Origin of the sequence: Escherichia sp. HH091_1A, assembly GCF_030295175.1 — a bacterium.
In the GTDB taxonomy this organism is placed as follows: Bacteria; Pseudomonadota; Gammaproteobacteria; order Enterobacterales; family Enterobacteriaceae; genus Escherichia; species Escherichia coli_F.
This window is the reverse complement of the sequence record NZ_AP025747.1, coordinates 323,429-339,835: the sequence shown is the minus strand read 5'-3', so window position 1 is coordinate 339,835 and position 16,407 is coordinate 323,429. Positions and strand designations below refer to the sequence as shown.

At 51.4% G+C, this 16,407-nt stretch carries 20 protein-coding genes; 3 read left to right on the top strand and 17 right to left on the bottom strand.

The window, feature by feature from the left end:
• Nucleotides 1-12 precede the first annotated feature (12 nt).
• Nucleotides 13-471 (bottom strand): xanthine phosphoribosyltransferase, encoded by a 459-nt coding sequence (gene gpt, locus QUF14_RS01605; protein ID WP_001291990.1) that lies wholly within the window; start codon nucleotides 469-471, stop codon nucleotides 13-15.
• A gap of 260 nt (nucleotides 472-731) precedes the next feature.
• Between gpt and pepD the strand changes: the two genes are divergently transcribed.
• Nucleotides 732-2,189: a cytosol nonspecific dipeptidase gene (gene pepD, locus QUF14_RS01600; RefSeq protein ID WP_001293012.1), complete on the top strand. Its 1,458-nt coding sequence runs from the start codon at nucleotides 732-734 to the stop codon at nucleotides 2,187-2,189.
• 8 nt (nucleotides 2,190-2,197) lie between these two features.
• Nucleotides 2,198-2,479: a hypothetical protein gene (locus QUF14_RS01595; protein ID WP_000106437.1), complete on the top strand. Its 282-nt coding sequence runs from the start codon at nucleotides 2,198-2,200 to the stop codon at nucleotides 2,477-2,479.
• Between the two features lie 8 nt (nucleotides 2,480-2,487).
• Here the strand turns inward: QUF14_RS01595 and QUF14_RS01590 are convergent, their stop codons facing one another.
• The 15 genes from QUF14_RS01590 to lafA form a co-directional block, all read right to left on the bottom strand.
• Complete coding sequence (locus QUF14_RS01590; protein ID WP_000469798.1) at nucleotides 2,488-3,012, bottom strand: metal-dependent hydrolase; 525 nt, start codon at nucleotides 3,010-3,012, stop codon at nucleotides 2,488-2,490.
• Between the two features lie 62 nt (nucleotides 3,013-3,074).
• Nucleotides 3,075-3,689: a peptide chain release factor H gene (gene prfH / locus QUF14_RS01585; RefSeq protein WP_000602108.1), complete on the bottom strand. Its 615-nt coding sequence runs from the start codon at nucleotides 3,687-3,689 to the stop codon at nucleotides 3,075-3,077.
• Nucleotides 3,686-4,825 carry an RNA ligase RtcB family protein gene (locus QUF14_RS01580; protein ID WP_000521570.1) on the bottom strand — a complete coding sequence of 380 codons (1,140 nt, stop codon included), beginning with the start codon at nucleotides 4,823-4,825 and terminating at the stop codon, nucleotides 3,686-3,688. Before QUF14_RS01580 ends, prfH begins: the two co-directional genes overlap by 4 nt.
• Before the next feature lie 317 nt (nucleotides 4,826-5,142).
• A complete protein-coding gene (locus QUF14_RS01575) occupies nucleotides 5,143-5,595 on the bottom strand; it encodes a GNAT family N-acetyltransferase (RefSeq protein ID WP_001059866.1) in 453 nt (150 codons plus the stop codon).
• Nucleotides 5,592-6,647, bottom strand: a complete 1,056-nt coding sequence (gene dinB / locus QUF14_RS01570) for a DNA polymerase IV (protein ID WP_001226156.1) — start codon at nucleotides 6,645-6,647, stop codon at nucleotides 5,592-5,594. The genes QUF14_RS01575 and dinB overlap by 4 nt, the downstream gene beginning before the upstream one ends.
• A 70-nt stretch (nucleotides 6,648-6,717) precedes the next feature.
• Entirely contained in the window at nucleotides 6,718-7,641 is a 924-nt protein-coding gene (gene lafU / locus QUF14_RS01565; protein WP_001232568.1) for a putative lateral flagellar export/assembly protein LafU, read from the bottom strand.
• A gap of 2 nt (nucleotides 7,642-7,643) precedes the next feature.
• A complete protein-coding gene (gene motA / locus QUF14_RS01560) occupies nucleotides 7,644-8,507 on the bottom strand; it encodes a flagellar motor stator protein MotA (protein ID WP_001169517.1) in 864 nt (287 codons plus the stop codon).
• 12 nt (nucleotides 8,508-8,519) lie between these two features.
• Entirely contained in the window at nucleotides 8,520-9,236 is a 717-nt protein-coding gene (locus QUF14_RS01555) for a FliA/WhiG family RNA polymerase sigma factor (RefSeq protein ID WP_000938727.1), read from the bottom strand.
• Nucleotides 9,237-9,255: 19 nt separating this feature from the next.
• Nucleotides 9,256-9,723, bottom strand: coding sequence for a flagellar basal body-associated FliL family protein (locus QUF14_RS01550; RefSeq protein WP_000725253.1), 468 nt, complete (start codon nucleotides 9,721-9,723; stop codon nucleotides 9,256-9,258).
• Nucleotides 9,724-9,730: 7 nt separating this feature from the next.
• Nucleotides 9,731-10,795 (bottom strand): flagellar hook-length control protein FliK, encoded by a 1,065-nt coding sequence (locus QUF14_RS01545; protein ID WP_001067488.1) that lies wholly within the window; start codon nucleotides 10,793-10,795, stop codon nucleotides 9,731-9,733.
• Nucleotides 10,792-11,103: a hypothetical protein gene (locus tag QUF14_RS01540; RefSeq protein WP_000414761.1), complete on the bottom strand. Its 312-nt coding sequence runs from the start codon at nucleotides 11,101-11,103 to the stop codon at nucleotides 10,792-10,794. The genes QUF14_RS01545 and QUF14_RS01540 overlap by 4 nt, the downstream gene beginning before the upstream one ends.
• 4 nt (nucleotides 11,104-11,107) lie before the next feature.
• On the bottom strand, nucleotides 11,108-11,500 hold the full coding sequence (gene fliS / locus QUF14_RS01535) for a flagellar export chaperone FliS (protein ID WP_000285319.1): 393 nt from the start codon (nucleotides 11,498-11,500) through the stop codon (nucleotides 11,108-11,110).
• Nucleotides 11,501-11,522: 22 nt separating this feature from the next.
• Nucleotides 11,523-12,839, bottom strand: a complete 1,317-nt coding sequence (gene fliD, locus QUF14_RS01530; RefSeq protein ID WP_000609687.1) for a flagellar filament capping protein FliD — start codon at nucleotides 12,837-12,839, stop codon at nucleotides 11,523-11,525.
• Nucleotides 12,832-13,107 carry a hypothetical protein gene (locus QUF14_RS01525; RefSeq protein WP_237710166.1) on the bottom strand — a complete coding sequence of 92 codons (276 nt, stop codon included), beginning with the start codon at nucleotides 13,105-13,107 and terminating at the stop codon, nucleotides 12,832-12,834. Before QUF14_RS01525 ends, fliD begins: the two co-directional genes overlap by 8 nt.
• Before the next feature lie 21 nt (nucleotides 13,108-13,128).
• Complete coding sequence (gene lafA / locus QUF14_RS01520; protein ID WP_000949083.1) at nucleotides 13,129-14,043, bottom strand: lateral flagellin LafA; 915 nt, start codon at nucleotides 14,041-14,043, stop codon at nucleotides 13,129-13,131.
• Between the two features lie 485 nt (nucleotides 14,044-14,528).
• On the opposite strand from lafA, the gene QUF14_RS01515 reads away from it, so the two are divergent.
• Nucleotides 14,529-15,371 carry a winged helix-turn-helix domain-containing protein gene (locus tag QUF14_RS01515; RefSeq protein WP_000022373.1) on the top strand — a complete coding sequence of 281 codons (843 nt, stop codon included), beginning with the start codon at nucleotides 14,529-14,531 and terminating at the stop codon, nucleotides 15,369-15,371.
• Nucleotides 15,372-15,429: 58 nt separating this feature from the next.
• Here the strand turns inward: QUF14_RS01515 and QUF14_RS01510 are convergent, their stop codons facing one another.
• Complete coding sequence (locus QUF14_RS01510; protein WP_001195931.1) at nucleotides 15,430-16,407, bottom strand: hypothetical protein; 978 nt, start codon at nucleotides 16,405-16,407, stop codon at nucleotides 15,430-15,432.

Here is a 16,407-nt window from a genome sequence, read left to right as displayed (position 1 = left end):
GCGTTGAAAAGATTAGCGACCGGAGATTGGCGGGACGAATACGACGCCCATATCCCACGGTTGTTCAATCCAGGTATCTTGTGGGATATCAACAACATAATCATCAACCAGCGGACGACCTGCCGGTTTAGCGAAGATGGTGACAAAGTGCGCTTTTGGATACATTTCACGAATCGCAACCGCAGTACCGCCGGTATCCACCAGATCATCAATAACGATGAAGCCTTCGCCATCGCCTTCTGCGCGTTTCAGCACTTTAAGCTCGCGCTGGTTGTCGTGATCGTAGCTGGAAATACAAACGGTATCGACATGACGAATACCCAGTTCACGCGCCAGTAACGCACCCGGTACCAGACCGCCACGGCTTACGGCAATAATGCCTTTCCATTGTTCAGAAGGCATCAGTCGGCTTGCGAGTTTACGTGCATGGATCTGCAACATGTCCCAGGTGACGATGTATTTTTCGCTCATGTGAAGTGTCCCAGCCTGTTTATCTACGGCTTAAAAAGTGTTCGAGGGGAAAATAGGTTGCGCGAGATTATAGAGATCTGACGCACTAAAAACCAGTATTTCACATGAGTCCGCGTCTTTTTACGCACAGCCTCTCCCTGACGCGGGATAAAGTGGTATTCTCAAACATATCTCGCAAGCCTGTCTTGTGTTGACAACATTTTCTGCTAACCCTGTGACCTGCAATACTGTTTTGCGGGTGATCGACAAGGAGACTTAACGTGTCTGAACTGTCTCAATTATCTCCACAGCCGCTGTGGGATATTTTTGCCAAAATCTGTTCTATTCCTCACCCGTCCTATCATGAAGAGCAACTCGCTGAATACATTGTTGGTTGGGCAAAAGAGAAAGGTTTCCATGTCGAACGCGATCAGGTGGGTAATATCCTGATTCGTAAACCTGCTACCGCAGGTATGGAAAATCGTAAACCAGTCGTCTTGCAGGCCCACCTCGATATGGTGCCGCAGAAAAATAACGATACCGTGCACGATTTCACTAAAGATCCTATCCAGCCTTATATTGATGGCGAATGGGTTAAAGCGCGCGGTACCACGCTGGGCGCGGATAACGGCATTGGTATGGCCTCTGCACTGGCGGTTCTGGCTGACGAAAACGTGGTTCACGGCCCGCTGGAAGTGCTGCTAACCATGACCGAAGAAGCCGGTATGGACGGGGCGTTCGGCTTACAGAGCAACTGGTTGCAGGCTGACATTCTGATTAACACCGACTCCGAAGAAGAAGGTGAAATCTACATGGGTTGTGCTGGGGGGATCGACTTCACCTCCAACCTGCATTTAGATCGTGAAGCCGTTCCGGCTGGTTTTGAAACCTTCAAATTAACCTTAAAAGGTCTGAAAGGCGGTCACTCCGGCGGTGAAATCCACGTTGGCCTGGGTAACGCGAACAAACTGCTGGTGCGCTTCCTGGCGGGACATGCAGAAGAACTGGACCTGCGTCTTATCGATTTCAACGGCGGCACACTGCGTAACGCCATCCCGCGTGAAGCCTTTGCGACCATTGCTGTCGCAGCTGATAAAGTCGACGCGCTGAAAACGCTGGTGAATACCTATCAGGACATCCTGAAAAACGAGCTGGCAGAGAAAGAGAAAAATCTGGCCTTGTTGCTGGACTCTGTTGCGAACGATAAAGCTGCCCTGATTGCGAAATCTCGCGATACCTTTATTCGTCTGTTGAACGCCACCCCTAACGGTGTGATCCGCAACTCCGACGTAGCAAAAGGCGTGGTTGAAACCTCACTGAACGTCGGTGTCGTGACCATGACCGACAACAACGTAGAAATTCACTGCCTGATCCGTTCTCTGATCGACAGCGGTAAAGACTACGTGGTGAGCATGCTGGATTCGCTGGGTAAACTGGCAGGCGCGAAAACAGAAGCGAAAGGCGCATATCCTGGCTGGCAGCCGGACGCTAACTCCCCGGTGATGCATCTGGTACGCGAAACCTATCAGCGTCTGTTCAACAAGACGCCGAACATCCAGATTATCCACGCGGGTCTGGAATGTGGTCTGTTTAAAAAGCCGTATCCGGAAATGGACATGGTTTCTATCGGGCCAACCATTACCGGTCCACACTCTCCGGATGAGCAAGTTCACATCGAAAGCGTAGGCCATTACTGGACACTGCTGACTGAACTGCTGAAAGAAATTCCGGCGAAGTAATTACAATAATGTCCACGCCTGCGGGCGTGGACTACTGTTTGAAGCCAATGGCTATCTATATCGAAATAACAAAACATTATGAAACTCATGAAAAGGTCGCATATTTATATAGCTGCGACCATATTTCATGGGGAGAATTTCTGATCATCAAAGAAAGTTTTGCGCTGGAATCCGTGAAAGAACTTAAGGGTGAAAAGCAGAATTTTTATATGTTCAGAGCCTGGGGCAAAGTCAGGAAAACATACTTAGCCACGGGAGAATTTCCCCTGGAAACATGTTACGCCGCTTAAAGTCAGAATCATTTTTTCACGCGTTTTACATTTACCATTTTAGCATTACGCCTGCACCACATAGCAATGGCGGCAGCTACTAATGCCAGTTCCAGTAAAAAAGACCAGTGTAATAAAAAATTGAGCCACCACGGATGATGTACCGCTGTAATATGAAAGAATGCAAATGGCTGGTTAACGAAAGGCATCAACCACCAGATATCACCGACCAGCGTATCGAGTAATAAATGCGCGATACTATTCAGGCAAAACACCACGCCCAACCACGCCGGAAGTTTATTCTTCGCAATTGCGGCCCAGACTAATGTCGCCGCCAGCAGAGCAAACCATAATAATGGCCAATGAGACGGGTAAAGATGATGATGTCGTTGCCCGTTATCCACCAGATAACACCAGAAGAGATCAAAATCGGGTGCAACGGCCCCGACTAAGCCAATAACCATCGCCCACCGCGCATGACGAGAAATCAGCGGTAGGCGTTTCACTAAAGTACAAGTTATTAAATATCCAGCCGGAAGATGACCGATAAACATGACGAATCCTTTCATTTTTGCCCGCCGCTTTCACGAAGAAAACGGCGGGTGACATTCCTCAATTACACAGCGATAAAAGCCATCCCTGTAAACGTCCGTCGCGGGTTGCCACGTTCAATCTGGTGATGGAACATTCGCCGCTGCGATTTCAGCGCCGCGCTATTTTCCTGTCGCTGTTGTTCCAGCTTCCAGGCAATCAGTAATCGCGCCAGCCGTTTGTTAGCATGCTGACTGCGCTCTGACTGAACCTTCACCCTAATACCGGATGCCAGATGCGTGGCGCGCACAGCCGAGTCGGTTTTATTGACATGTTGACCGCCCGGCCCCGACGAACGCAGCGTCTCATAATGGATCGCATCGGATTGCTCCTGCTCATCTGCAGTAAAACGCCCAATGCCCAGAAACCAGTTTTTGCGCCCATGATGAGGGCGATACGGACTCGGACAAATCCACTGGATAGTGCCACACCAGCTTTCGCTTAGTGCCCATGCGTTGTCGCCATCAAGTGAAACCAGCGCCGAACGTAGTGTGTCAGAGTAGCGACCCGTTTCTGTTTCCAGCACCGTTACCGCGACGTCTTGTCGGGCAGCTTCTTTAATCAGCCTGTCCAGTGCCTTTTTCACTGCGAGACAACATTCTTCCGGTCCCTGAGCTGAGGAGAGTTGTAGCAAGATCATCCTTTTTTCCCTCCACTGTTTTTGAGCGTCAGCACCGGACGCAGTCGCGCGACAGGAATAATTAAACCGGCCTGCACCAGACATTGCACCACACTTTCAGCCGATTTATAGGCTTGTGGCGCTTCTTCAAAGATGAGTTGTTTATCGCGACAAATTACCCGGCTGCCAAGTTCAGTACGTGAGAGCTGCGTCGCTGTGTATTTCGCTGCCAGACGCCCTTTACACTCGGTGCGCCCCCATTTACGCCCTGCCCCATGCGCCAGCGAGTGGAGCGTTTTTTCGTTCGCAACAGGCTTAACCAGCCAGGAGTAATCACCGCGTGAACCGGGAATAATCACCAGACCGTTGTCATCCGGCGTAGCCCCTTTACGGTGTAACCATCCTTGTTGATCGCCGATTCGACATGCGCTAACAAAGTTATGCGCCACATCCAGAACCGAATTTCCGTTGGCCTTAACTTGTTGCATTATGCGCAAAGCGATCAGCTGGCGATTAATACGCGCAAACGCCAGCGCATCATCATGTTCCGCAATATAACTTAGCGCGTCGTCACTGCCTTCAGGCAAACCATGATGCGAAAACGAGGCAATATGCCGCTGTAAAATAGACTGCCCTAAACCACGCGAGCCGCTATGGACCAGCAGTTGCAGATGCTGCGCATCCAGACCTGACAGTGCAAACAGTTCAGCGTCGATAATTTGATCAACTTGTTGCAGTTCTGCGAAGTGGTTTCCGCCACCGATAGAGCCAAGCGCGCAGCGCCACGGATGCTGTGCAAACGCTGACGGCAGGTTTTCCTCCAGCCAGCTTTCTTCAGCAACGTCATCCAGCACAGATAATCGCTTTTCAAACTTATCGGCGTTGTATTTACGCGCGAGAATATCTGTTTGCCATAGCGCCATGCCGCAGCCGATATCATTGCCGACCAGTGCCGGGTAAAAACGGCCTACGGAGAAGAACGCTGCGCCAATCGGATAGCCGCGTCCGGGGTGTAAATCTGGCATCCCTACTACGCGTTGCATGTCGGGTAAATTTGCCGTGATGTGTAATTGTTGGATCGCTGAACTCTCGATCCACAGGTCATCAGATGCAATGGTAAATACCGCATCGGATAAGGGACGAATATATTTGCCCATGTATCATTCCATTTATACTCGTCATACTTCAAGTTGCATGTACTGCGACTGCGTTCGTTCACCCCAGTCACTTACTTTAGTAAGCTCCTGGGGATTCACTCGCTTGTCGCCTTCCTGCAACTCGAATTATTTAGAGTATATAAATATAAAAATCAGGAAATGGCAGACGAATCCAGGGCAAGAAAAAAAGAATTAATCCTGGAAAGGTCTGCAAAGAGTCATTGATAAAGGATTTTTCATGATTTACCTCCTTGCAGTTTGTGGAATAAGAAAACGCGCACATATTAGGCGGGCGTTATTTTCATTGCAAGCTGGATTTAGTGTTGCGGTTTATATCGCATATGAAAATTAGTAAACCACGCTCCCCGGCATTCAACGCGCTGCTGCTTAACTGTCTGAAAACCATAACGTTCAAAAAAGGGTTTTGCGGTTATGCTGGCGTCCACCGTAAGTTCGGATTCAGACTTAATCAAAGGTTTTAACAAAGCGCTGGCAACCCCACGGCGGGTATATTCAGGGTCAACAAATAACATATCGATATAATGTTCAATGCGGGAAATAAAACCAACCGGTTGTGCATTAATCACAGCAACCCGCACTTGTGATTTCGCGAGTTTCTCTTTCCATCGATGTTCATCAATCTGCGCCCAGGCGGCAATTTGTTGTGGTGAATAATGCTGACTGGCGGTCATCGTAACCGCTCTAATGAAAATAGCGCATAGTTGCTGAAAATCGCAAGGCTGATAGTTTCTTATTTGTATGTTATTCATAATCCCAACACCAGTTGTCTTTCCATTTGCGGATCCAGCAACGTCACATGCAGCCCCACCAGTCGCACACCGCGCCCGCCACGGCGTTCATCCCAGGTTTTACGCGCAGTGGCGATCAAGTCAGCTTTATTCAGCCGCGGCCAGACGTGTTCCTGGGTGGTTTGCTGAAAATCGTCGAACTTTAATTTCACCCCCTGGCGGGCAATCAGCAAATCAGGTTTTACCTTTGCCAGACGACGCTCCAGTTCAGGGTAAAGCCGCTCGATGATCGCTTCACATTCAGACCAGTGATGAATATCTTCCGCCATGGTGCGTTCTACACCGACGGATTTTCGCAACCTTTCGCTGTTAACGTCGCGCTCGTCAATCCCCTGACTACGCTCCCACAAAATGCGGCCAAATTTGCCAAAGCGTTTAAGCAACGTCACCAGATCACACTTTTGTACATCGCCACAGGTTCGTAGCCCCATCGCTTCCAGTTTTGCCGCCGAGACTTTGCCGACACCGGGAATTTTTGCCAGCGGTAAGGTTTGCAGAAATGCCGGGACGTCCGCCGGCGTAATCACAAACTGTCCGTTGGGTTTATTCATATCAGAGGCGATTTTGGCAAGAAACTTGACCGGCGCAATGCCCGCAGAGGCGGTAAGTTGCAGCTCGTTGAAAATCGTCTGACGGATTTCCTGAGCAATAAGGGTCGCAGAACCGTGGCAATGGACACTATCGGTGACGTCGAGATAGGCTTCATCCAGTGACAGCGGCTCAATACGCGATGTGTAGCGAGAGAAGATTTCGCGGATATGATTTGACGCTTCTTTGTAGGCGTCAAAGCGCCCTGGAAGCAAGGTGAGATGCGGACACAGTTTGAGCGCCATGCCGGTTGGCATTGCGCTACGCACGCCAAATTTACGCGCGGGATAATTGGCGGTGCTGATCACCCCCCGGCGTTCGCGGCTGCCGCCAATAGCAATAGGGATATCGCGCAGGGCGGGATTGTCGCGCATCTCCACCGCGGCGAAAAAGCAGTCCATATCCACATGAATGATTTTACGCATTGCTCACCTCTCAATACTGGTAAAGTATACAGTGATTTCAGAGTTTGAGAAATGCGTAAAGATTCAGCATTTAACGCGTTCGGTGCGAAAGCACCTGCTGCTTATCCAGCTTTTTCACCAGCGGCTGCACCACCTTATCCCCATGCTGACCAAAATATTGATACAACGTATCAGACGCGCTTTTGGTGAGCACCATAATCTCAATGCGCCGGTTACCCGCACTTTGCGGATTTTTCGTGTCCAGCAGCATCTGGTCCGCCATTGCGCTCACCTGCATCACTTTATCTTCCGGCATCCCGGCCTCTTCCAGCACCCGACGAGCCGAAAGCGCGCGGTCACCCGAAAGGTTCCAGTTGTTGTAGATATTGCTTTTATAGGCCATCGCATCGGTATGCCCGGTAATAATAATTTTGTTATCGAGCGAGTCGAATACCGGCGCGAGCTCCACCAGCAGCGTTTTAAAGAACGGCATAATCTTCGCGCTGCCGCGTTCAAACATATTGCGGTTCTGGTCATCTTTAATCAGCACGCGTAATCCCTGCGGGACAATCTCCATCTCCAGATTGGCTTCCATATGCGCATCGCGGGCGATGGTGTTGATACTGGTCGCCAGCTCGCCAAGCTCAGTAGCGGACTTCTTCTTCAGTAGCGCTGTTTTCTCATTCACATCGCGCACTTTTTTCTCCGTCTCTTCCGGCACCGCCACAGTGGCAGGTTTCGGCGGATGCGTAGGGCTGATTTTATTTAACGGCGATAGCCCGCCGCCGTTGAAAATCGACTGCCCGTGCAGCGCGGCGATAATGCTTTCACGCTCGGATTTACTCACGCTGTTGACAATCCACAGCGTCATGAATAGCGCCATCATCGCCAGGGTAAAGTCGGCGAACGCCACCTTCCACGCCCCGCCGTGATGCCCGGCATGATTCTTTTTGATCTGCCGCCGGACGATGGTGGTTTTTGCCCCTCGCTCGCGGCGGTTGCCCGTCTTCCTCATGCTTATTCTTGCTCCAGCATCGCATTCACCCACGCGTCGAGGTTGGCGAAAGTCGGTTTGGACGCCAGATGCAGCAGCTTACGCCCGGCATCCACCGCCAGCAGCGTCGGTTTGCCGCCCGCCTGCGCCACCAGCACGGTACGCACGCACTCCAGCAGGGAATGTTCCGCCCGCGCCTGCTGTTCCATGGCGTTGGCGAGCGGGTCCATCAGGCAGTAGCAGATAAACACGCCTAAAAAAGTCCCCACCAGCGCCGCCGCCACTTTCAGGCCAATCAGGGCGATAGAGCCATCAATCGACTGCATGGTGATGATGATGCCCAGCACTGCCGCGCAAATGCCAAACCCCGGCATCGCTTCGGCGGTACGTTGCAATGAGCGCGACGGCGTGAGCAGCGACTCTTCGGCGGTGTCCAGCTCCTGATCGAGAATACCTTCCAGTTCATGGGCGTCGATTTTGCCCATCGCCATCAGGCGAAAGTTATCGGCAATAAAAGTCACCAGCCGCTTCTGGGTTAATATCAGCGGGTATTTCTGGAAAATGGTGCTCTCTTCCGGCTGCTCGATATGCTGATCCAGCATGCGCAGACCGCCGTTTTGCACCATTTCGAGCAACTCATACAGGCACATTAAAAGCTGACGCTGAAACTCCGGCCCGAGCTGTTTTTTACTGATCACGCCTTTAATTTGATGGGCAATCTCTTTCAGCACATGTTTCGGGTTACCAATAATCATTGCCCCGAAACCTGCGCCTAAAATAATGATCATTTCCGCCGGTTGCCAGATAGCGACTAATTGTCCACCCGCTTCAAAATATCCGCCAAATACGCAGCCGAGCACCACCAGTAAACCTAATATTTTTTGCATGATTTCTTCACTTTAATTCGGATAGACAAAATCACGAATTTTCTGCGCGATCTGTTTATTCAGTTGACAAATTCGGGCCTCGGTTAGCCCTAATACCAGCGCAATTTCTTTGAGATTCATCTCATGCTGGTAATACATGGCGAGGATCAGTTGCTCTTTTTCACTTAATTGTGAGAGCGCCTGTTGCAGCATTTGCTGAGTAATAAACTGCTCTTCCAGTTCCCTGCCAGCAAGCGGAATGCCAGGCCCTTCGCCGTTCAGCAGTTCGTCAAGGCTGGCGAGCGTTTCCGCTCCTTCCAGTTGCTGATATTCGAGATAATCTTCATGCGAGATCCCTTCCACAGCCAGTTCTGACCACTCCGGTTCGTGCCCCAGTTTCTTACGCGTTTCGCGAATCAGGTCCTTCATCTGATGATATTTCTGCCGCAGCTGGCGCGGTCGCCAGTCGAGAGCGCGCAGCTCATCCAGAATCGCACCGCGAATACGGTGCACGGCATAGCCCGCAAAACCTTCATCCGGCAGCCCGTAGCGGCGAATGGCGTTAAGCAGCCCCATTAACGCCGTTTGTTCCATATCCTGACGGTCAATAATGCAGTTACATTGCGGGGCAAGTTGCCGCACCACTTTACGCACCAACGGTAAATAGGCCTGCAAATAGTGGCTCTCCTGCTGCGGGGTTAATACCGGCGCGGCAGCAAATTCTTCTGACTCGAATACATCCTGTAGCATGTTTATATCCGCCTGGTGATTACTGGAAGACCACTTTTTTCACCAGTAAATCCTTATACGGTGCGCTCATTTTGCGACGCTGAAGATCTTGCTTTAGCGCGTCAGAAATCAGTTTGCGGATGGCAGATATTTTCATGCCGCGCAAATCTTCAAATTTCATTTCCGTCAGGCATTCAACTGCAATACTTTGATACAGCGGCTCCTGATGTTTTATTTTTTCCGCTTCTTTATCATTGGCGACCACCATGACTAACTCCGCCGACAAATAATGATCCGCGCCATTTTTATCATGCAGCGTGACAATGGTTTCCGGTAAGGTCACAAATACGCTTTTGCTCTCATCCAGAGTTTCCACGGATTCCGTCTGCGCGGCGGCAGTCGGTTTTCCTTTTCCGGCATAATGATGCCAGACTCCCCATCCTGCTCCGGCCCCTACCACTAACGCCAGCACGGCGCTGACCACGCCCGCCACCACGATTTTCTTCATCTTGCCTTTACACTTTGATTAAAACGGATTCGTTCTGTGGAAATTGAGGCGCATCGTCAAGAAGTAAGGCGGCACTCACCTCTTCCTGCTGATGGCCCGACTGTTGTTGCTGTTGCTGCGACTGCCCTTCGGAGGAAACCTGTACGTTCACCTCCATAAAATTTTGCGCCGTCAGATGCTGGCGGAGATCGTCGCTAAACTGCTGTAACGCGCGACAAACCTCGCTTTGGTTCGCGCCGATGTGCACCGTCAGTTTGCCGTTGTCGAGTTGCACGGCGATCTCGAGCTTGCCAAGCGACGGCGGATCAAGACGTATCGTGGAGATCTGCTGTTGTTTGTTGAGCTGAAAATGGATCTGATCTTTCAGAAGCGTCGTCAGCTTTTCGCCCAGTTCGTCCATCGAAAGCGTGGCTGGTTTGGCGACAATCTCCTGATGATCGCTGACCAGCTCCGGCGTCTTAACCTGCAACACGGCCCGCGCAATAACCGGCTCGCTGTCTGCTACTTTTTCCGTTTTACGCTCGACCTGCGGGCGCGCGGTCACGCGGTTTGGCTCAGGTTTCGGACGAACGGGCTGTGCCGATACGCGCGACTGCATCGGCGCAATGGCATGTAAATCTTCACTGGCGTAAGTCGCCAGTCTGGCCTGCTGCTCCGGTTTCGCCTGTGGCAACTGGCCGACCAGCGCCTGCAACTGCGGCGGCAACGGCGTGGGCTCCTGCTGCTGCGCCGAGCGTTGCGACGCGTTTTGCGCCACCGCTTTCGTCAAGTGCTGGATAACCGGCGATGTTGCGACATTTCGCGGCTGCGGCGTGTCCTGATGCGGCGCGGCAGGTTGCGGAAGTAACAGTGCCAGTAGCGCCTGCATCGCCACCGGATCGTTCTCCTGCGGGTGCGTGGCTTGTTGCTGACTGGTTTTAGCGCTATGAACGCGCTCCGCCACTGCGGCCACTGCCATTTTCGGCAGGGTAAACGCGAGCGCGTTTTCACTGCTCACCGACGGTAAAATATCCGCCTTCAACGACGCGGTTTCCGCAAGTGTTCCGAGCGTGGCAAGCAATGCCGGATTCATGACTTCTCCGATAATAAATTAACAATTGAGTAGGCCAGCACGCCTTCCTGATGGCGCTGATGCTGTTCCATACGCGCCTTCAACACTTCTGCACGCTGCTCGCGCCGTTTAATCAGGGCATTAAACGCGCCGTACAATTGTGCTTTCACCGCACACAACTGCGCCGCATCGGTTTCCGCCGCCGCGTAATCGTGAAACTGGCGCATCAATTGCTGATGCAGTGCCGGAAGGCGTCGCCAGCGTTGTTTATCCAGTGCCTCATTCATCGCCTCAACCAGCGCGAAAAGTTGCCTGCATTGTTTTTCCATCGTCTTAACCCAGCTTGCCCGAAAGCCCTTCCCAGCCTTCGCGCAGGTTGCTTAAAATCAGCATCACTTCATCGATTTTCTCTGCCGACAGTTCGCCGCTGGCCTCATACAAGCGATACACACAGTGGTCATAGAGGCGTGAAAGGTTGACCACCAGCTCGCCGCCGGTTTCAAATTCCAGCGAACTGGTGAGCGCATTGAGAATGTCGATGCATTTATTGATGCTCTGGGCTTTCTTCTCGAAACGCCGCCCTTCAATATGACTTTTGGCGCGTTCCAGCTCGTCCATCAGGCCAGAAAACAGCACCAGCACCAGTTCCAGAGGCGATGCCGCCGCTGTACGCGCCGCGAGATCGATCTCTTTATATTGCGAATAGCCATCCTGTACTTGGTACATCTTTAGGGATATTCCTTCTGAGTTACGCGAATGCCGCCATGCTGGCTTTCATGGTGTACACCTCAACCAGCGTGTTGGTGTACTCCTCCAGATAACGGTCGTAGTTGGCGTTATAGGTATCGGTAAGCTGATCGCCTTCGTCCTGAATTTTGCTCATCTGATCGTCAATGTTCTGCTGGCGCAGGGTGATGATGCCGTTGCTGGAGTCCGTGTAGGTGTTAATCAGATCGTCCATCTGTGCCACCATGCTGTTGTCGCCAACGAAAATAGAGGTCAGACCGTCAGGATTTTTCGCCATTTCGTCGTTGAACTGGTCGGAGTCAATCTGTAAGTGGCCGTGAGAATCAAGCGTGATGCCATAGTCAACAATCGACACCCCGTTGTAGCTGGCATGGGCGATATCATCGAGCTGGTTCGCCAGTGAGCTGAGTCCGGCATCACCCGCAAATACCCCGGCGCTGGTACTGTCATCACCGTGGGTGGTCAATGAATCAACCGTATCAATCAAGGTGTTATAGGCATCAACAAAGGTCTGTACTTTCTCCTGGCTGGCGCTGGAATCTTCGCTGATGTTAAAGGTAGTGAGATCGCTGTCAGAATCGCTGACTTCGGTAAAAGTCATGGTGACGCCGGGGATCACATCATCAAAGGTGTTGCTGCTATTGGTGATGGCGGGCCCCGTGGCACTGCCGAGATGAATAATCGCGTCCTGAGCGGAGGAAACATCCGTAGCAACGGGCGCGCTGGCGCTGTCGTTGCTGGCATCATGCCCCGTTACGCTCACCGAAAACGCGCTCTGCGCCCCGGTGCTATCCGAGGTGAGCATAATGGTGGTGGTGCCATCGGTTTTTACCAGTGCCGCTGAAACGCCGGGGTTATCGTCAGAGTCGTTAATCGCATTCACCAGCTCGCTGGCGTCGATAAAACCGTCGCCGTCACCGTTCTGATCCGCCGCCGCCAGGTCGATATCCATGGTGCTGTCGCCCATCGTCAGCTCGAAGGTGCCGGTAGCGGAAAAGGCGTCGTCGCCCATACTGAACGTGGTCTGCTGCCCCTGCGCCAGTTGCTCAACGAAAAATGAGTAGCTTCCCGCCTGTGCCTGCGAGTTAGCGGAAACGGTCGCTGAGTCATTATTGCTGGTGGCGGCAAATGTTACCGGGCCGTCGGTATCGCTGTTCAGCGCATCGACGGCACTTTGAAAGTCGCTCAACGCCGAGCTGAGCGTATCCAGGCCGCTGCTTTCGGCATCCAGCTCCGTTTGCTTCTCCTGCAAATTTGCCGCCTGAGTGGCGACATCCGCATAAGCGATTTCCTGGGCAATAGTTCTTGGGTTAATCATTGATGACTCCGGTTAACGATGTCAGGTTATTGGCAAAAGGCGTGCCAATATTTTTTATGTTAATAATCAATAATTTGAAAAATGGGCGGAAAGCGTGTTTCCGGTTCGGCGGAAAAGTGCCTGCCGCAAAAAGCACAACACCGCCCGCAGGCGGTATTGAGACTGATGACAAACGCAACACTGCCTGATGCGCTGCGCTTATCAGGCCTACAAGGTTTCTGCAATATATTGAATTTGCAATATTTTGTAGGCCGGATAAGGCGTTCACGCCGCATCCGGCAATCCCGCACTACTGCAGCAGGCTGGAAACCATGCTGGACATGCTGTTGGACTGTTTCAGCATGGTGATACCGGTCTGCATCAGCACCTGCTGTTTGGTCATGTTGGACGCTTCCGTCGCGTAGTCGGTATCCATAATGTTGCCGATAGCGACTTCGGTGTTGTCCTGCATGCTGGTCAGGTTGTTGGCAGTGTCGTTCAGACGGTTAATAGACGCACCCAGCTTGGATTGGATCTGCGAAACATCATCCATCGCGGTAGAAATGCTGGTAATCATCTGGTTAGCTGAGCCAGACGCAGTCAGTTCAGTACCGCCAGACACGCCTGCGGTGCCCGTGGTGTCAGCCTGATCCGCACTAAAGGAGTTGCTGATAGCAGAAAGATCCGTCACCAGCGTGTTCAGTTGGCTTGAAATGTTCACGGTCATGGTATCGGAAGATTCCGCTCCCACCTGGAAAGTCACCGCGCTCTGGAACAGGCCGTCAGTACCGGTGTTGCTGGTGCCGGAAACACCGAACAGGTTGGTGCCGCCGTAAGTGGTGTTTTGCAGCATGTCAGACATCTGCTGGCCCAGTTCGTCGTATTCGTCCTGCATCGCCTGCAGGTCATCGTCGCTGTAGGTGCCGTTCGCTGCCTGAGTTGACAGGTCTTTCATACGACCCAGCACATCAGACATTTCGTCGAACATGCTGTCAGCGGTTTGCAGCATCGCCGTTGCATCATTAATGTTGCTCAGTGCCACCCCCATACCGCTGGACTGTGCAGTCAGACGGTTAGCAATCTGTTTGCCTGCGGCGTCATCGGCAGAAGAGTTAATCCGGTTACCTGTTGCCAGGCGTTCCATAGATGTAGACAAAGAAGAACTGCTTTTGCTGATTGCATTAACGGCGGCCATTGAGGCGTTATTGGTGTTAATAGATAACATGATACTGCTCCTTGGGATTAATCGTTTTCGTTTCGATACCCTGTAAAAACGACACCTCAGGCGCAAACTTAAAATCACTATGAAAAAAATTTCGCCACGTATTATCCGATGCCACTTTTAGCTAAAAAAAGCAGAGGTTAAATTCAGATAAAAAGATTATTAGCAATATCTGCCACATGGCCAGGTATCAAAATATGTCTTTATCAATTGCTTGATATAGTTAAGATTGTCATCAATTAACGCGTTTTCTTCACAATGTACTGATGCCAAAATTTACATTGCGTTGCAAATAGTACACATTTGGCTATTGTACCTGTCCTGTCATTTCGTTACATTCCCACGCCATATAGTGATTAAGAATAATCCTATTACCATAAAATATTAATTATCACGCAGAAAAATCATCTTCTCAGGGACGTATAAGACTGTGCTTTATGTAAAGCACTATCAGGAACCATTTATCCCTTGCTAAGGTAAACTCAACTATGAGTATTATTATCAACAACTGGCGGATGGACCCGTCACTCAATGCCTTAATACATTGCGAAACGGGTGAAACACGTCGTCTCGGCGAATACCATTTTATTTTGCTGGAAACATTAGCAAAAAATGCCGATGTGGTTTTATCGCGATCTTATTTATGTGCCGAAGTATGGAAGAACCGCATTGTCGGCGGTAACAGCCTGCCGACGGCGATCCATGCGTTGCGCGTTGCTATCGACGATGATGGCAAACAACAGAACATTATCAAAACCATCCCGAAAAAAGGTTACTTGTGCAATAAAGAGTATGTGTCTTTGCCGGAATCATCGCCTGCGGAAAAGCTGATGATTACCGACCAGGTACAGAAAACTGTGCCAGAAAAGATATCTTCGACAACACCGCCTTTACCTGGTAGAAAAAAATATAAAGAAATGATAGGGCTGGCGTTGAGCGCAGCTGTTATTTTTGTTGGCTCGACCGTGGGCTATTCACACTTGAAAAGTACACCTGACGCCCCGCAACTGGTAAAAGAGTCAATTAACAGTCCAAGAATAAAAATATTTCATTTAACTTCTGCTGGAGAAAATAATTCCGTACCGTTACTATCACAAACCCTCGCACCAGGAAAAGACAAACTCGATAATTTATTGTCAGCGCATAATATGACAATGACAACCTATTATAAATATGTTCGTAACCGACTGGAGAGTGATATTGTTCTGCGCAACCAGTGCAATGGTAGCTGGCAATTAACCTTTAATGTGGAAGGCTGGCAGAACAGTGATATTAATAGCACGATGTATCAGAATTTAGAGAAGTTGTTAAATACTGTGCAGAAGTGCTGATGAATACGAATATATGCCGGATGCGACGCTAAACGCGTCTTATCCGGCCTACCGATAATTACCCCAATAAATTCCTCACCGTCTGGCTGGAAATTCGCGCCTGACCGTTCACCGCCTGCAATAAAACCTGATAGTTATGATTGGCGCTGTCGAGCACACCGCCGAGATTTTCCGACGCCTGTACCGCACTTTCTGTCTGCGGGAAGCGGGACATGCCGTCGATCAACTGGCGGGCCTTTTCCTGCTGCACAGCCATCTTCGCGCGCTGCTGATTAATGTTTTCTAACGTCTGAGAAATCCCCGCCCCGCCCTGTTGCAGGCTTTGCGCTAACCGCTCAGCCTCAGAGGGTTCGGCAAAGGTTTTTAGTGGCATAAACGCTGATTTATCGCCATCGGTGCGCACGCTTAACGTGCGTTCAATGTCAGGCCACTGTTTTTCGGTGGTGGAGAAGCTGATGCCATCCGCTTGCTGATGCAGCTGCACGCCTACGCGGCGCAGGGCGTTGGTCAGCCGTGTCTGGTACTGCCCGGCGTTATCATCCTCAGACAGCATCACCGCCGAAAGCTGGGTCTGCCGCCCGTCAGAAACGCTGAACATCCGCGTTCCCGGTGTGGGGTTGTTGACGAGATTCGCCAAATCCGGCGAGTGAAAGGTCACCCGCGCTTCCCCCTGCAACACCGGCTGCAACTGGCGGTCCACCGCGCCGCCGGAAAGTGCGGTGCGTTTGTCCAGCATCTGCGTGAGCGCCGTACTCTGCGCCTGCCCGCCCTTACGCAGGCTGTGACGATAATCGAGCAACTGCTGTTCCAGTTGCCCGAGATAGTGATCCGCCTGCTGCAAGGTGGTGAGCTGGTCGTTAAGCTGCACGCTGTAACGCTGCGGGCGAGTGGTAATCAGCGGCGAGGCCGGATATTCACTCGCCGTCGCCGGGAGCTTTTGCCGCACCGCCTGAGTGGGCGCAACGGTTGACGACGATACCGCAGCGCTATGCGCACCGCCGGTGGCGAGTGATGAAGATGTAAGTCCGACCTGCAT

Bases quoted from the DNA above. Each gene is read 5' to 3' on its own strand.
- QUF14_RS01595 (WP_000106437.1), top strand. From the start codon at position 2,198: ATGTCCACGCCTGCGGGCGTGGACTACTGTTTGAAGCCAATGGCTATC.
- QUF14_RS01540 (WP_000414761.1), bottom strand. From the start codon at position 11,103: ATGGAAAAACAATGCAGGCAACTTTTCGCGCTGGTTGAGGCGATGAAT.
- lafA (WP_000949083.1), bottom strand. From the start codon at position 14,043: ATGTTATCTATTAACACCAATAACGCCTCAATGGCCGCCGTTAATGCA.
- QUF14_RS01550 (WP_000725253.1), bottom strand. From the start codon at position 9,723: ATGAAGAAAATCGTGGTGGCGGGCGTGGTCAGCGCCGTGCTGGCGTTA.
- QUF14_RS01510 (WP_001195931.1), bottom strand. From the start codon at position 16,407: ATGCAGGTCGGACTTACATCTTCATCACTCGCCACCGGCGGTGCGCAT.
- motA (WP_001169517.1), bottom strand. From the start codon at position 8,507: ATGCAAAAAATATTAGGTTTACTGGTGGTGCTCGGCTGCGTATTTGGC.
- fliD (WP_000609687.1), bottom strand. From the start codon at position 12,839: ATGATTAACCCAAGAACTATTGCCCAGGAAATCGCTTATGCGGATGTC.
- QUF14_RS01545 (WP_001067488.1), bottom strand. From the start codon at position 10,795: ATGAATCCGGCATTGCTTGCCACGCTCGGAACACTTGCGGAAACCGCG.
- gpt (WP_001291990.1), bottom strand. From the start codon at position 471: ATGAGCGAAAAATACATCGTCACCTGGGACATGTTGCAGATCCATGCA.
- prfH (WP_000602108.1), bottom strand. From the start codon at position 3,689: ATGATCTTGCTACAACTCTCCTCAGCTCAGGGACCGGAAGAATGTTGT.
- QUF14_RS01575 (WP_001059866.1), bottom strand. From the start codon at position 5,595: ATGAATAACATACAAATAAGAAACTATCAGCCTTGCGATTTTCAGCAA.
- lafU (WP_001232568.1), bottom strand. From the start codon at position 7,641: ATGAGGAAGACGGGCAACCGCCGCGAGCGAGGGGCAAAAACCACCATC.
- dinB (WP_001226156.1), bottom strand. From the start codon at position 6,647: ATGCGTAAAATCATTCATGTGGATATGGACTGCTTTTTCGCCGCGGTG.
- QUF14_RS01590 (WP_000469798.1), bottom strand. From the start codon at position 3,012: ATGTTTATCGGTCATCTTCCGGCTGGATATTTAATAACTTGTACTTTA.
- fliS (WP_000285319.1), bottom strand. From the start codon at position 11,500: ATGTACCAAGTACAGGATGGCTATTCGCAATATAAAGAGATCGATCTC.
- QUF14_RS01580 (WP_000521570.1), bottom strand. From the start codon at position 4,825: ATGGGCAAATATATTCGTCCCTTATCCGATGCGGTATTTACCATTGCA.
- QUF14_RS01555 (WP_000938727.1), bottom strand. From the start codon at position 9,236: ATGCTACAGGATGTATTCGAGTCAGAAGAATTTGCTGCCGCGCCGGTA.
- QUF14_RS01515 (WP_000022373.1), top strand. From the start codon at position 14,529: ATGAGTATTATTATCAACAACTGGCGGATGGACCCGTCACTCAATGCC.